The following is a 14,400-nucleotide window of genomic DNA, read 5'->3' on the forward strand; positions in this document are numbered from 1 at the left end:
ATTGGAGCGGGACTCAGGCGTTTTTGACCGGCTCCCGGCAGGGCCCCACGACCGCGCGGCGTCATCCGCCGTTCCGGGCTGGAAGCCGGCCGTCGGTATCGTTACTCTCCGGCGGCTTTGCCTGGTGAGGGCGCCCAAGGAAGGGCGGTTGGGAGGATCAGCGGTGAAATCTCTGTTCGTTTTGACGATGGCGGTCGCCTTGGCGGCGGGGCCGGTCCTGGCTGGTGAAGCCGTTCCGAAGGTCGAGCCGGTCGCCGACCTGCCGTCAGGTGCCGCCCCGCTTGCCAGCCGTATTGGTGGCCGGGTGCTGGCGGACGGTTCCGATGGCGGCTTTCGTCGCCAGTGGCCGGGCACGTATGTGGAAACTCGGTTTCGCGGCGCGTCGGCGCTGTTCCGTATCGGGCCCGGGGATGTCAGCCTGCGTGTCAGCGTCGACGGTGGCGCGCCGGTCGCGCTGGTGAAGCCCGCGCCGGGAGTCTACCGCGTCGCCGGGCTGCGCGCCGGCGCGCACACGCTGCGTGTGGACACGGCCAGCGAAACCCAGGCTGGCCCCAGCACCTTCGGCGGCTTTTACGCCCCGGCGGGTGTCACCGCGCTGCCCCTGCCGGCTCGCACCCGGCAGATCGAGTTCATTGGCGATAGCCACACCGTGGGCTATGGCAACACGGCGGACCAGACCGCCTTCCAGGCGACGTGCACGGTGGCGGAGGTGTGGAACACCACCGACACCTCGCAGGGGATCGCGCCGCGCCTGGCCGGCCGCTACGGCGCCGACTATCAGGTGAACGCCATTTCCGGTCGGGGCATCGTGCGCAATTACAATGGCTTCGCCGCCGATACCCTGCCGGAAGCCTACCCCTACACCCTGTTCGACCATGCCATCCGTTATGAAGATGCGGCCTGGCATCCCCAGGTCATCGTCATCGCCCTGGGCACCAACGACTTCACCACGCCGCTGCATGCGGGGGAGAAGTGGGCGACGCGCGACGCCCTGCACGCGGATTACGAGGCGACGTATGTGCGCTTCGTCCAGGGCCTGCGCGCCCGTAACCCGCAGGCCTATTTCCTGTTGTGGGCGACCGACATGGCCGACGGCGAGATCAGGGACGAGGTGGCGAAGGTGGCGGAGAAACTGCAGGCGGCTGGTGAGCGCCGCGTGGCCTTCCTGCCCATGCATAACATCGCCTTCACCGGCTGCCACGCCCACCCCAGCCTGGCGGACGACGCCAAGATCGCCCAGGCGCTGGGTGATTATATGGATGCCCATCCCGACGTCTGGTCGGGGAAGTGAGGGCCGGCCTCAGCTTGACCGCAGGGCGGAGGAGACGGATGCCGGCATCCGTCCGCCTGGCAGGGGCGGCATGCGGCAGAGCAACCCCAGCGTCAGAAGTGGGGGCATGCTCAAGGCGATGGTCGCCAGCCATTTGATGCGTTCCGCCTGATCGGGGCCGGTGACGCCCGCGGCGCGCGGGTCGAAGCCGGTTCCGGCCAGGGCGTGCAACACGACGAAGGTGGTAAGGGCGGCGGCGACATCGAACAGGAAGTGGAACGAGGCGTAATAGCTGGCCGCGGGAACGTCGGCGTGCCTGGCGGTGTGGTCTTCCAACAGCCCGCCCAGCAGGGTGCGGATCAGGATGAACTCCGTGCCATTGACCATGCCGCGCAGGATCGCGAGTCCCAGGAATGGGGCCAATTGGCCGTGGGGCAGGAAAGCCAACGCCAAGGATGACACCCCCTGCAATGCCGCCACCAGGCGCAGGGTCGGTACGGTGCCCCAGCGGCGGCGGACACCCAGCCAGATGGGAATGGAGGCCAGGCCACAGGTGAACTGCAGCAACAGCAGGCTCATGCCCCAGGCTTCCAGTCCCAGGCCCGCGCGCACCAGGAACAGGTACAGCGCGGATTCGACGGCGGTGTATATGCCCATGGCGGCAAACAGCGCCGCCACGGGCGCGAACGCCGGCTTTCGCAGTGGCAGGACATAGACGCGCCAGACCTGGCGGGCCGCCAGCGGACTGGGCGCCGCCGGCCGTTCCGGCACCAGACGGGCCAGCAAGGCGAGGCTGGCCGGCAGGGACACCAGGATAAGGCCGCCGACCAAGGCCATCTGTCCCGCGACGCCCCTGTCCGGCCACCAGCGTTCCGTTACCGCCGGCCCCAGCAGGAACAGGATCATGGCGCCGTAGCCCACGAACTGCCGCATGCCGAAGATGCGGGCGCGGTCTTCCGTCCGGTTGCTGATTTCCAGGGCCCAGGCGCCGTGGGGCACGTTGATCATGGTCCAACCCGTGCCCAGGGCCAGCAGCGCCGCCGTGAGGACCCCGGCCGGCAAGTCCGGCGGCGCGAAATAGAGGAGGGTGGTGGCTGCCAGGACAATGGGGGCCGCCGCCGCCATCCAGACGATGCGGCGGCCGAAGCGGCTGGCGGTCGCGTCGGACAGGGCGCCGACCAGGGGGGCGATCCCCGTTTCCCACAGGCGGACCGCGGACAACACCGTCGCGGCCGCACCCAGGGAAAAGCCGAAATGCTGGGTGAGATAGGTCGGGAAAACCAGGGTGATCGACCCGTAGAAGGCGACAAACGGAATGCCAGGGCCCGCCAAGATCATGAGCCTCGGCCAATCAAAGACGGAGGATACCCTGGGTGACCGCACGTTTCCGGACCGAGCTGGTGGGGGGCGGGATCATCACCCGGTCGGGGGTGCGCCCAGTGTTAAATTTTTGTGCCCAACCAGCCCTCCAACGCCTGCACGACGGCGGCCGTGGCCGCGGTCTGGTCGGGATGCCGGCCTTCCAGCATGCGCTGTCCCAGCCGTGTGACCGCCAGGGCTTGGGTCGTCAGCGGATCGTGATGATGCGGCGTGCCGGACCGGACGGTCAAATAGCGGTTGATGTTTTCACCCCGCCGGCGCCGCATCGCGGCGGCGCAGGCGACCAGTTCCGGCCGCCGCGCCGCTGCCAGCGCGATGGCGTAGGTGCCACGGGCGATGGGCGCGTTGCCGCCCTCCGGGGCGCCGGCCGGCGGTGTCTCCACCTCCTGCCACATCTGCCGGATGATGCCCTCCAGGCCGGCTTTCAGCAGGTCCTCCTGACGCCGGAAGCGATAGGCCAGCGTGGATGCCGGCACGTTGGCCGCCTTGGCCACGGCGCGATGGGTCACCGCCTCCGCCCCCTCGCGCACGATCAGGGCGGCGGCGTGCGCCATGGCTTGGGTTTCCAAGGGTGTGCGCACGACATCACCCCGGTCCACCGCGACGGTGTCGGGCACCGTGGCGGATTCATTGTAAAACACCTGGAACAGCCGCTCATCCGCCGCCCTGTTTTCCGCCGGGGCCTGGGGGGTGCAGAGGCGCCGCAAGCCCAGCTTGCGCAGCCAGGCATAGGGGGCGTGCCCCCTCAGGCTCAGGCTGAAGGCTGTTTCGTCAATGCTGTAGGCGTGCAGCAAGAGGGCTAGGTCGACCTGTGGACCGGCGACGTTCGCTGCCCGGGCGCACAGCCGCCGCCAGAACGCCAGCCGGGTCGCCAGCCAGGGCGCCAGCGCCGCCCGCACCGTCTCATCCCAAGCGCTGGCCTGGACCAGTTCGCAGAAAAACAGGCTGCGCGCCGGATGCCGGACCGTCAACGCCTCCAGCACCGCCTCGGCGATATCCGCCAGGGCAAGGCCGGACAAGCCCGACATGGCGTCCACCCGATGGTCCCACTCACGCCAGAAGTCCCGGTCCTGGTCATGGGCGGCGGCGATCACTTGCGCGATCAGATGCTCCTTCTTTCCGAAGCGATAGGACAGGGCCGACAGGCTGGTGTCCGCCGCGGCCGCCAGGCGCCGCAGGCTAAACGCCCCCAAGCCCTCCTGGGCCACCAGCCTGAGGCTGGCGGGCAGGAGGTCCGTACAGATGTTCTGTTGATTATCGATCATGGGGTGGGGTGGCGAGCGGCGGGCGGGGCTTCGGTTGGACGTATGGTGCCATCGGATGGCGCAGATTTCCAAGCGCATATTGAAAATAATAGCACTATTGCCCCTCATCGCGGGGTGGTGGATGTCCTGCGTCGATGCCACTCTCTCGTGTCGGCTGGCTCGCACAGCCGCCATAAATCCGTACAAGCGTCATAATCTCTTCATTCGGCGTCCGTCTGGTCCTGGGTTAAAAGCCCCGGGACTTCGGACGGCCGTCCCGCTGGTGACCGCATGTCCACCCCCTTCTGCCAATCCCCCTTTGCCAATCCAGGGAAGACATCGATGTGGAAAAATCGGATCACCGTGCTCATGGGCGCGACCATGCTGGCCACGGGCGGTGCCAGCGCCGCTGCACTTGAGTCCGACGCCCCGCAGTCCCTGGAGGAGGTGGTGGTGACAGCGCAACGCCGGGCTGAGAGCGTGCAGGACGTTCCCATTTCCATCACCTCCCTCAGCGGCAAGGCGATCGAGGAGTCGGGCTACCAGTCGGTGACCGACCTGCAATACATGGTGCCCGGTCTGCAATACGACCCCACCCAGGGCGCGGCCTTCCAGATCCGCGGCGTGGGCAGCGAATCCTTCGACTTTTCCAATGAGAAGTCGGTCAGCATCGTGGTTGACGACGTGGTCATGGACGGCCAGCGGGACAATGGCCTTACCGGCCTGGATGACATCAAGCGCGTGGACGTGCTGATGGGGCCCCAGGGCACCCTGTTTGGCAAGAACGCCACCTCCGGCGTCATCGCCATCACCACCAACGATCCCGAATTGGGCCGCTTCTCGGGCAAGGTGGCCGCCAGCTACGGCGAAAACAACGACAAGATCGACAGCGCCCGGGTCAACGTGCCGTTGGGCGATCAGGCGGCCTTGCGCATGTCGGCCTTTTACCAGGGCCAGGACGGGCACGGCGAGTACACGGTGCTGCACAAGACGCTGGGGTCCTTCGAGGATTACGGCACCCGCGTCAAGCTGCTGATCCAGCCGACGGACACCATCGAGATTCTGGCCGCCGGCGACTACGCCCACCACTGGGACACCACGGTACGGACGGCGGTGTCTGGCGCGCCGGCCAAGGTCACGGCGGCGGAAATCGCCCTGGGCGTTACCCCGGGCACGGAAAATGTGGACAGCGCCGACGGGTCCGAGGGCGGCATCCGCACCGATGAATACGGCGGATCCCTGCGGGTCAAGGCCGACATCGGCAGCGACACCCTGACGGCCATCACCGCCCTGCGCTACACCACATACGACAACGACACGCCGGCCGACCTCGTGCCGGGGAATATCTACGCCTACATCCCCTACAACCAGGGCCGCCTGGACACGACCAAGTTCAGCCAGGAAGTGCGCTGGGCCTCCCCCACCGGCCAGTTCCTGGAATACCTGGGGGGCGCCTACTTCAACGTCCTGACCGCCGACCAGACGCAGTTGCAGCTCTATACCGCCGGCCAGCCGCTGGTGAGCGCCAGCGGGCAGCCCCTCACCACCTTCTACAGCACCACCTCGCCCTACGGCAGTGGCAATGAGGCCCGCTTCAAGGCCCGCAACCGCACCGCCGCCGCCTTCGGCCAGATCAAGCTGAACCTGACCGACAAGGCCAGCATCGCCTTCGGCGGTCGCTTCAGCGATGACCACAACGGCCAGGGTCTGACCTTCCCCACCGCCGATGTCGCCGCCATCGTCGGGTACAAGGCCACGGTCATCGGCACCAGCAAGGTGCCCTATCAGACCTATGGGTCGGTTTCCGGGCAGAATTTCTCCTACCGCATTTCCCCGCAGTACAAGATCACCGACGACGTCATGGTCTATGGCACGTATTCCACCGGCTACAAGCCGGGCGGCGTCGCCTTCGTCGGCAGTCTTTACGACCCCTACAAGGCGGAGACGGTGGAGAGCTATGAGGTCGGCGTGAAGTCGGAGCTGCTGGACCGTCGCGTCCGCGTCAACTTCGACCTGTTCGAGGAGAAGTTCACCGACTTCCAGGCGTCCATTCTGACCACCGTGCCCGGCGCCGTCGTCTCGCAGGTGGTGATCGGCAACGCCGGCGGCCTGACCAGCAAGGGTGCGGAACTGAACCTGGCCTGGCGCGCCACCGATGCCCTGACGCTGAGCGGCTCAGTAACGTACACGGACGCGGCGTTCACCGACTATGTCTACAACGTCACCACCGACTACACGGGCACCAAGCTGACGAACTCCCCGCGCTGGATGACCACGCTCAGCGCCGCCTATGACCAGCCCATCGCCAATGACGTGACCTTCCACGGAACGGTCAGCTACAGCTACCGCTCCACCATGTTCACCGTGGTGGGTGAGCCGGAATACTCCCGCACCCCGGGGTATGGCCTGGTCAACCTGCGGGCCGGGATCAGTACGGACGGTGACGCCCTGCAACTGGGTGTCTATGCCAAGAACCTGTTCAACACCTACTTCTCCACCGGCTGGCAGCAATACGGCGCCCTGGGTCTGCTGCACTACACCTCGCTGGATGCCTACCGCACGGTCGGCGTTTACGCCCAATACTCCTTCTGATCCGCCGCCCGGAGCTGTGATGATGAAGCACACCGTGATGGCGGCCGCCCTGGCCGGCCTGGCGATGATGGCGTTTGCCCCTGATACCCGTGCGGCATCCGCCGCTGAGGAGGTCGCAGGCGCCCCCGAGACCCTGAAGATCAACCAGCTTCAAGTTCTGGGCACCCACAACAGCTATGCCATGCCGGTCGATCCCCGGGTCCTGGCGCTCGCCGCGCCCGGCTTCGAGCGGATGATGAGCCGTCTCCAGCAAATGCCGCCGGCCCGCCGCGCGCTGTTCGAGGAGGAGCATCCCAACGGCGTCAATATCCAGGAGGCGCTGAACTACGACCACCCCGACCTCAAGACGCAGCTCGACAGCGGGGTGCGCAGCCTGGAAATCGATGTCAACCCGGATCCCAAGGGCGGCACGTTCAGCGACCCGGTTGCCTATCGTATGCTGCGGGCCCAGGGGGTGAAGGACCTGCTGCCCTTCGACAGCACGGACCTGGACAAGCCCGGCTACAAGGTGCTGCACATCCCTGATGTCGACTTCCGCAGCCATTGCCCAACGCTGGCGCTGTGCCTGCGGCAAATCCGCGACTGGTCCGACGCCCATCCCCGGCATGTGCCGCTGTTCATCATGCTGGAGGCCAAGGTCGATGACGCCTCCCCCCTGCCGAACCCGACGCGGACCGTGCCCTTCGACGCCAAGCTGTTCGATGATCTGGACGCGGAGATCCTGTCCGCCCTGGGGCGGGAGCGGCTGATCACGCCGGATGACGTGCGCGGTGCTTATCCCACCCTGAACCAGGCGGTGAGGGCGGGCAACTGGCCCACCTTGGCGGCGGCGCGCGGCAAGATCCTGTTCTTCATGATCACGGCCTCCGGGCCGGATGGCACGCTGGCCTATCTTGATGGCCACCCTTCGCTGAAAGGCCGCGTCGCGTTCCTGCGGGCGCAGCCGGGGGAGGACCATGCCGCGGTGCTGCTGATGGACAACGCCCTGGTGCGCGCGGATGACATCCGCCGCTATGTCCGGCAGGGGTACATCATCCGCACCCGGTCCGACATCGAGACCTATGAGGCCAAGGTGAACGACAGGGGGCGGGCCCAGGCGGCCTTCGCCGGCGGCGCCCAGATCGTGTCCACCGACTTCGAACATCCCGGCAACGCCTATGGCACCGACTATATGGTGCGCCTGCCCGGCGGCGGCCCGGCGCGTTGCAACCCCCTGTTGGCCCCCGGCTGCCGACCGTCTGGGAACTGAGCGTCGCTTCAGTCCCGTCTCATTCCGATAATCGTCTGCTCCCCCGCCGTTGGATCGACGCCCAGGGGGTCTATGCCCAGTGGCGGGGGTGCCATGAAGGTGACGGGGCTTTTCGGGCGCGCGTCCACCGTGAGGCTGAAGACGTCGGGGCGGGCGTAGTGGCCGGCCACGTCCAGGTCGTACTTACCACGGGCGATCAGGCGGCGATCCAGGTCCGCCAGGTGGGTCATTTCGCCATCGAAACAGGGTGGGACCAGCACGTTGCCCAGCGGGTCGATGATGCAGGATCCGCCGCGGATCAGCACGGTGGACGGGTCGTCGCCCTGCACGGCGGCATAGTCGGCGGGGCAATCGGCGCGGGTCAGGTACTGGCAGGATGACAGCACGAAGCAGCGCCCCTCCAGCGCGATGGTGCGCATGGTGGGCAGCCAGGTCTCGCGGTCATCGACGGTGGGCGCGCAATAAAATTCGATGCCCTTGGCGTACATGGCCATGCGCAACAGGGGCATGTAGTTTTCCCAGCAGATGACGCTGCCGAAGCGGCCGATGGCGCTGTCCACCACGGTGATGGTGGATCCGTCGCCAAATCCCCACACCAGGCGTTCCAGCGCCGTGGGCATCAGCTTGCGGTGCTTGCCCAGCAGGCGGCCGTCGGGGCCGACCATCAGGGCGGTGCAATAGAGGGTGCCGCCCTCGCGCTCGATGACGCCCACCACCAGGTGCAGGCGGTCGCGGCGCGCCACCTCGCTGATTTCCTGGAACTCCGGTCCCGGGATGGTGATGGCGGATTCGTAATAGCGGCGGAAATCCTCCCGCCCCTCGGGGCTGCGCATGCCCAGATGGGCGCCGAAGTTCAGGCCCTTGGGATAGCCGCCGACAAAGGCCTCGGGAAAGACCACGATTTCCGCCCCCTGGACCGCGGCGTGTTCCGCCAGCTCCACCAGCTTGGCGATGGTGGCGGGCGTGTCGAACATCACGGGGGCGGCCTGCACCACGGCGGCGCGCACGATGGGATTGACCATGGGACGGGGGCCTTTCCGGTGGGGCGGGGGGGAGGGGAGCGTAACAGAGGTTGGGGCGGCCGCGAACGGCCGCCCCGTCAGCGGTCAGTCCTGGGAGCCATCAGTCTTTGGACAGGGCCCGTTCCACGGACATCTGGGTCGGCATCATGTTCACGTTGGCGTTGTGCATCACCCACAGCGATCCGATGACGATGGTGGCGATCAGCAGCACGGTCAACGCACCGATGACGGTGTAGTTGCGCTGCTCCGGCGCCAGGCCCAGATGCAGGAAGACGATCAGCTGCACCAGTAACTGCACCACCGCCAGGCCGCTGATGGCGCCCAGGATCTTCTCCGGCGGCAGCACGCCGCCCATGACGGCGCCGAAGGACAGGCCCGTCAGGATGAGGCAGAGGATGAAGCCGGTGATATAGGAGGTCAGCGTGCCGTGGGCCGCGCTGGCGGTTTTGGTATGCGTGGTCGCGGACATCAGAGGGCCCCCCGCAGATAGACGAAGGTGAAGACGCAGATCCAGATCAGGTCCAGGAAATGCCAGAACAGGCTGAGGCAGGACAGGCGGCGGCGCACGATGCCGTCCAGCCCGAACTTGGCCGTCTGGTGCATCATGACCGCCAGCCAGAGCAGGCCGGCGGTGACATGCAGGCCGTGCGTGCCGACCAGGGTGAAGTAGGCGGACAGGAAGGCGCTGCGCCCCGGGCCGGCGCCCTCGCCAATCAAGTTGGCGAACTCATGCACCTCCATGCCGATGAAGCCGGCGCCCACCAGGAAGGTCACGCCCAGCCAGGCGATGACCTGGGCCTGGCGGCCCGCGTGCATGTTCAGCATGGCGAGGCCGAAGGTGAAGCTGCTGACCAGCAGCAGCACCGTTTCACCCGCCACATAGGGCAGGTCGAACAGCTGCTTGCCCGTGGGCGCGTCGGCCACGTTGCCGGCCAGCACGGCGAAGGTGGCGAACAGGCAGGAGAAGATGAGGCAATCGCTCATCAGGTACAGCCAGAAGCCCAGGACGGTCCTGCTGCCGTCGTCATGCCCATGGTCATGGGCGTGATGGGCGCCGCCGTGGGCGCCAGCGTGGGCGGAAGTGTTGGTTGCCAAGGCGGTGCTCATGATCAAGCCACCTTTTCCGATTGCTTCAGCAGCGCGTAGCGCGCGCTCTCGATGCGGGCGACCTCGGATGCCGGGACGTAATAGTCGACGTCGCGGTCGTAGCTGCGCTGGATGAAGGTCGCCACCATGGCGGCCAGGCCGAAGAGCGCGATGCCCCACATGTGCCAGATGAGCGCGAAGGACATCACCAGGCCGAAGGCGGCGATGACGGCGCCGGCGGCGGTGTTGCGCGGCATGTGGATGTCCTCATACCCCATGACCTGCACGCCGGCCCGGCCTGTCTCCTTGTCCGTCCAATGCTGTTCCAGCGAGGTGATGGTGGGCACATGGGCGAAGTTGTAGAATGGCGCGGGGGAGGCGGTGGACCATTCCAGGCTGCGGGCGTTCCACGGGTCGCCCGTCAGGTCACGGTTCTTCTCCCGGTCGCGGATGCTGACCACCAGTTGGATGAGCAGGGCCAGGATGCCGGCGCCGATGATGCACGCCCCCACCAGGGCCACCACCAGATAGGGGTGCCAGCCGGGCACGTCATAGTGGTTCATGCGCCGGGTCATGCCCTTGAAGCCCAGGATGTACAGGGGCGTGAAGGCCAGCCAGTAGCCGATGAGCCAGCACCAGAACGCGACCTTTCCCCAGAACTCATCCAGGGTGAAGCCGAAGACCTTGGGGAACCAGAAGGTCATGCCGGCCAGGCAGCCGAAGACCACGCCGCCGATGATGACGTTGTGGAAGTGGGCGACCAGGAACAGGCTGTTGTGCAGCACGAAGTCGGCGCCGGGCACGGCCAGCAGCACGCCGGTCATGCCGCCCACGGCGAAGGTGACCATGAAGCCGATGGTCCACAACGTGGCGGAATGAAAGCGCACCCGCCCCCGGTACATGGTGAACAGCCAGTTGAACAGCTTCACGCCTGTGGGGATGGAGATGATGGAGGTCATGATGCCGAAGAAGGCATTCACGTTGGCGCCCGACCCCATGGTGAAGAAGTGGTGCAGCCAGACGAAGAAGGACAGGATGCCGATGGACGAGGTGGCGTAGACCATCGAGGTGTAGCCGAACAGCGGCTTGCGCGAGAATGTGGCGATGATTTCGGAAAAGGCGCCGAAGGCCGGCAGGATCAGGATGTACACCTCCGGGTGGCCCCACACCCAGATGAGGTTGATGTACATCATCGCGTTGCCGCCCAGCTCATTGGTGAAGAAGTGCATGCCGAGGTAGCGGTCGGCCGTCAGCATGGCCAGCGTGGCGGTCAGCACGGGGAAGACGGCGACGATCAGGATGTTGGTGATCAACGAGGTCCAGACGAAGACGGGCATCTTCATCAGGTTCATGCCGGGTGCGCGCATGCGCAGGATGGTGACGATGAAGTTCACCCCCGCCAGCGTCGTGCCCAACCCTGAGATCTGCAGCGACCAGATGTAATAGTCGACACCGACCGAGGGGCTGTAGCCCAGTTCCGACAAGGGTGGATAGGCCACCCAGCCGGTGGCGGCGAAATCGCCGACGAACATGGACAGCATGACCAGCACCGCGCCGGCCACCGACAGCCAGAAGCCCAATGAATTGACGAAGGGGAAGGCGACGTCGCGGGCCCCCAGCTGCAGCGGCACCACCACGTTCATCAGTCCCAGGATGAAGGGTGTCGCCACGAAGAAGATCATGATCACGCCATGGGCGGTGAAGATCTGGTCGTAATGGTGCGGCGGCAGGTAGCCCGCCGCGTCGTTGTTGGCGATGGCCTGCTGCGCCCGCATCATGATGGCGTCGGCGAAGCCGCGCAGTAGCATGACCAGGCCCAAGATGAAGTACATGGCGCCGATCTTCTTGTGATCGACGCTGGTGATCCACTCATCCCACAAATAGCGCCACTTGCCGAAATAGGTGATCAGGCCCAGCAGGGCCAGGCCGCCCAGGGCGACGACGGCGCCCGTTCCCATAATGATGGGCTCATCCCAGGGGATGGCCGCCAGGGTCAGTTTTCCGAACATCGCGGCGTTACTCCGTGACGGATGAAGGTTTGGGCGTGGACTGGGCCTGGGCTGGTGAGGGGGCCCGGGGGGCGGTGCACAGCGCCAGCTTGTCGTTGAAGGCCATGGCCGGCATGAACTGGTCGACGATTTGGTCGAACAGGCCGGATTCGACGGTGCCGTACAGGGTCACCGGATGCTTTACGCTGGGGGCCGACAGCGCCTTGTAGACGTCGGCGTCCAGGGTGGCCGGGGCCGCCTTGGCCTCCGCGACCCAGGCGTCGAAGCCGGCGCGGTCCACGGCCACGGCATCGAAATGCATGTCGGAGAAACCCTCGCCACTGAAGGCGGAGGACAGGCCGGCATAGGTGCCCGGCTGGTTGGCCATCAGGTGCAGCTGGGTGCGCATCCCGGCCATGGCGTAGATCTGGCTGCCCAACTGCGGGATGAAGAAGGAGTTCATCATCGACTGCGCCGTCAGCGTGAAGTTGACGGGCGTGTCCACCGGCAGTTCCAGCCGGTTGACCGAGGCGATGCCGTAGTCGGGATAGATGAACAGCCACTTCCAGTTCAGGGCGACCACCTCCACCCGCACGGGTTCGGCTTTGGCCACCAGCGGGCGGTAGGGATCCAGCTCGTGCGTCGTGCGCCAGATCAGCAGCGCCAGGAAGATGATGATGCAGCAGGGAATGGACCACACCACAACCTCGATCCGGTTGGAATGGGACCATTTCGGCGCGTAGGTGGCCTTGGTGTTCGTCTCGCGATACCGCCAGGCGAACACCACGGTCAGCACCATCACCGGGATGACCACCAGGAGCATCAGCCCAAGGGCCAGCAGGATCAGGGTTTTTTCCTGTTCACCGATGGTGCCCTTGGGGTTCAGCAGCTCGATATCGCCACAGCCCGACAGCATTAGCAGGGCCAGGGGGGCGAGTGTCTGGGCCGGCCGGCGCCAAGCCCGTGACGCGATGCCGCCGGCATGGCGCACGGCGGTCTTGATCTGGTTCGTTAACACACCGCAATCCTCTCCATACAATTTCCGGCCTGCGCAACCTACAGAAGTGCCGGGAAGGCGGTATTTGTATGTATGCTTTGTATGGTTCCTGGGGCGAGCTTGGCAAGCCGCGAAAACAGTTGGCTGTGTTGACGGAAAACACGCCCGACCCATCATCGCCCGGATTTCCGTTCCTGTTCCAGGCTGGGGGCGTCGTTCCGGGCACAAACGGCCGCGACCTCGGCCCCGTCAAGGATGGCCAATTCCATACAATTTCGTATAGAGCGTCCTATCTTTTCCGGCAGAATCAGGCCGCGCGTTGCTCGACCCAGCCCAGTTGGCGGCCGACTGTCCTCAGCGCGTAGACCAGCGCCCGCATGTGCTCCTGCGTGTGGAAGGGGGTGGTGGTGATGCGCAATCGTTCCGTTCCCCGGGGGACGGTGGGATAGTTGACGGGCTGGACATAGATGTCGTGCTCCTGCAACAGCAGGTCGCTGGTGCGCTTGCACAGATGCGCGTCCCCCACCAGCACCGGCAGGATGTGGCTGGCGCTGTCCATCACCGGGATGCCGGCCGCGAGCAGCATGCCGCGCAGCGTCTCCACATTGCGGGCCAGGGCCGCGCGCTCCTCCGGGTGGGTGGCGACATGGTTCACCGCGGCCAGCGCGCCGGCGGCGAGGTGGGGGCAGAGCGAGGTGGTGAAGATGAAGCTGTCGGCCATGCTGCGGATGACGTCCATCATCAGCGCCGGGCCGGCGACATAGCCGCCCATGACGCCGAAGGCCTTGGCCAGCGTGCCTTCGATCAAGGTCACGCGATGGGCTACGCCGTCGCGCTCCGCGACCCCGCCCCCCCGGGCGCCGTAAAGCCCCACGGCGTGCACCTCGTCCAGGTAGGTGATGGCACCATGCTTTTCCGCGACGTCGCAGATGGCGGCGATGGGGGCGACGTCGCCGTCCATGCTGTAGACGCTTTCAAAGGCCACGATCTTGGGCCGGTCCGGCGCCACTTGGCCCATTAATTCATCCAGGTGCGCCACGTCGTTGTGACGGAAGATGAAGCGCTCCGCGCCGGAGCGGCGGATGCCCTCGATCATGGAGTTGTGGTTGAGCGCGTCGGAAAAGATGGCGCAGCCGGGCAGGGCGCGACCCAGCGTGCCCAGCGCCGCCAGGTTGGATATCCAGCCCGAGGTGAAGATCAGCGCCGATTCCTTGTCATGCAGGTCGGCCAGCGCCGCCTCCAGCGCCACATGTTGGCGGTTGGTGCCGGAAATGTTGCGCGTTCCGCCGGTGCCGGCGCCGGAGAAGTCCAGGCTCTGGTGCATCGCCGCCAGGACGTCGGGGTTCTGGCCCATGCCCAGGTAATCGTTGCTGCACCACACGGTGACATGGCGCCGCAGGCCATCCTGCGCCCGCCAAAGGGCGGCGGGGAAGGCGCCGGCGAGACGCTCCAGCTCGATGAAGGTGCGATAGCGGCCCTCCAGCTTCATGTCGGCAAGCAACGCCTGGAATCTCGCGTTCAGATTCATTTTTCCATCCATCTCTGGGCGGGCATACCTATAAACTTATGCTG

At 66.1% G+C, this 14,400-nt stretch carries 11 protein-coding genes; 3 read left to right on the plus strand and 8 right to left on the minus strand.

Going from position 1 to position 14,400, the window contains the following annotated elements:
- The first annotated feature begins 163 nt into the window (after nucleotides 1-163).
- Nucleotides 164-1,291 (plus strand): SGNH/GDSL hydrolase family protein, encoded by a 1,128-nt coding sequence (locus FBZ90_RS14670; RefSeq protein ID WP_211102045.1) that lies wholly within the window; start codon nucleotides 164-166, stop codon nucleotides 1,289-1,291.
- Nucleotides 1,292-1,300: 9 nt separating this feature from the next.
- On the opposite strand, the gene FBZ90_RS14675 is transcribed toward FBZ90_RS14670, so the two are convergent.
- Complete coding sequence (locus FBZ90_RS14675) at nucleotides 1,301-2,608, minus strand: MFS transporter (protein ID WP_145733305.1); 1,308 nt, start codon at nucleotides 2,606-2,608, stop codon at nucleotides 1,301-1,303.
- A gap of 104 nt (nucleotides 2,609-2,712) precedes the next feature.
- Nucleotides 2,713-3,915 carry a TetR family transcriptional regulator gene (locus FBZ90_RS14680; RefSeq protein ID WP_186455813.1) on the minus strand — a complete coding sequence of 401 codons (1,203 nt, stop codon included), beginning with the start codon at nucleotides 3,913-3,915 and terminating at the stop codon, nucleotides 2,713-2,715.
- Nucleotides 3,916-4,236: 321 nt separating this feature from the next.
- Between FBZ90_RS14680 and FBZ90_RS14685 the strand changes: the two genes are divergently transcribed.
- On the plus strand, nucleotides 4,237-6,486 hold the full coding sequence (locus tag FBZ90_RS14685) for a TonB-dependent receptor (protein ID WP_246130419.1): 2,250 nt from the start codon (nucleotides 4,237-4,239) through the stop codon (nucleotides 6,484-6,486).
- Between the two features lie 19 nt (nucleotides 6,487-6,505).
- The gene (locus FBZ90_RS14690; protein ID WP_145733309.1) at nucleotides 6,506-7,735 is read left to right on the plus strand and encodes a Ca2+-dependent phosphoinositide-specific phospholipase C; all 1,230 of its coding nucleotides are present in this window, start codon (nucleotides 6,506-6,508) and stop codon (nucleotides 7,733-7,735) included.
- A gap of 8 nt (nucleotides 7,736-7,743) precedes the next feature.
- Here FBZ90_RS14690 and FBZ90_RS14695 read toward each other — a convergent pair whose 3' ends face one another.
- The 6 genes from FBZ90_RS14695 to hemA all read right to left on the minus strand — a co-directional run bounded on the left by FBZ90_RS14695 (nucleotide 7,744) and on the right by hemA (nucleotide 14,356).
- On the minus strand, nucleotides 7,744-8,757 hold the full coding sequence (locus FBZ90_RS14695) for a carbon-nitrogen hydrolase family protein (RefSeq protein WP_145733311.1): 1,014 nt from the start codon (nucleotides 8,755-8,757) through the stop codon (nucleotides 7,744-7,746).
- A gap of 100 nt (nucleotides 8,758-8,857) precedes the next feature.
- Nucleotides 8,858-9,226, minus strand: a complete 369-nt coding sequence (gene cyoD / locus FBZ90_RS14700; protein ID WP_145733313.1) for a cytochrome o ubiquinol oxidase subunit IV — start codon at nucleotides 9,224-9,226, stop codon at nucleotides 8,858-8,860.
- Nucleotides 9,226-9,864 (minus strand): cytochrome o ubiquinol oxidase subunit III, encoded by a 639-nt coding sequence (gene cyoC / locus FBZ90_RS14705; RefSeq protein WP_145733315.1) that lies wholly within the window; start codon nucleotides 9,862-9,864, stop codon nucleotides 9,226-9,228. The genes cyoD and cyoC overlap by 1 nt, the downstream gene beginning before the upstream one ends.
- 2 nt (nucleotides 9,865-9,866) lie before the next feature.
- On the minus strand, nucleotides 9,867-11,852 hold the full coding sequence (cyoB, locus tag FBZ90_RS14710; RefSeq protein WP_145733317.1) for a cytochrome o ubiquinol oxidase subunit I: 1,986 nt from the start codon (nucleotides 11,850-11,852) through the stop codon (nucleotides 9,867-9,869).
- Nucleotides 11,853-11,859: 7 nt separating this feature from the next.
- Nucleotides 11,860-12,849, minus strand: coding sequence for a ubiquinol oxidase subunit II (gene cyoA / locus FBZ90_RS14715; protein WP_211102047.1), 990 nt, complete (start codon nucleotides 12,847-12,849; stop codon nucleotides 11,860-11,862).
- A 286-nt stretch (nucleotides 12,850-13,135) separates the two neighbouring features.
- Nucleotides 13,136-14,356: a 5-aminolevulinate synthase gene (gene hemA, locus FBZ90_RS14720; protein WP_145733319.1), complete on the minus strand. Its 1,221-nt coding sequence runs from the start codon at nucleotides 14,354-14,356 to the stop codon at nucleotides 13,136-13,138.
- Nucleotides 14,357-14,400 lie beyond the last annotated feature (44 nt).

It is taken from the genome of Nitrospirillum pindoramense, assembly GCF_007827955.1.
Classification (GTDB): Bacteria; Pseudomonadota; Alphaproteobacteria; order Azospirillales; family Azospirillaceae; genus Nitrospirillum; species Nitrospirillum amazonense_B.

Excerpts from the sequence above, each read along its gene's own strand:
- FBZ90_RS14695 (WP_145733311.1), bottom strand. The coding sequence starts at position 8,757 with ATGGTCAATCCCATCGTGCGCGCCGCCGTGGTGCAGGCCGCCCCCGTG.
- cyoD (WP_145733313.1), bottom strand. The coding sequence starts at position 9,226 with ATGTCCGCGACCACGCATACCAAAACCGCCAGCGCGGCCCACGGCACG.
- hemA (WP_145733319.1), bottom strand. The coding sequence starts at position 14,356 with ATGAATCTGAACGCGAGATTCCAGGCGTTGCTTGCCGACATGAAGCTG.
- FBZ90_RS14680 (WP_186455813.1), bottom strand. The coding sequence starts at position 3,915 with ATGATCGATAATCAACAGAACATCTGTACGGACCTCCTGCCCGCCAGC.
- FBZ90_RS14690 (WP_145733309.1), top strand. The coding sequence starts at position 6,506 with ATGATGAAGCACACCGTGATGGCGGCCGCCCTGGCCGGCCTGGCGATG.
- cyoB (WP_145733317.1), bottom strand. The coding sequence starts at position 11,852 with ATGTTCGGAAAACTGACCCTGGCGGCCATCCCCTGGGATGAGCCCATC.
- FBZ90_RS14685 (WP_246130419.1), top strand. The coding sequence starts at position 4,237 with ATGTGGAAAAATCGGATCACCGTGCTCATGGGCGCGACCATGCTGGCC.
- FBZ90_RS14675 (WP_145733305.1), bottom strand. The coding sequence starts at position 2,608 with ATGATCTTGGCGGGCCCTGGCATTCCGTTTGTCGCCTTCTACGGGTCG.
- cyoC (WP_145733315.1), bottom strand. The coding sequence starts at position 9,864 with ATGAGCACCGCCTTGGCAACCAACACTTCCGCCCACGCTGGCGCCCAC.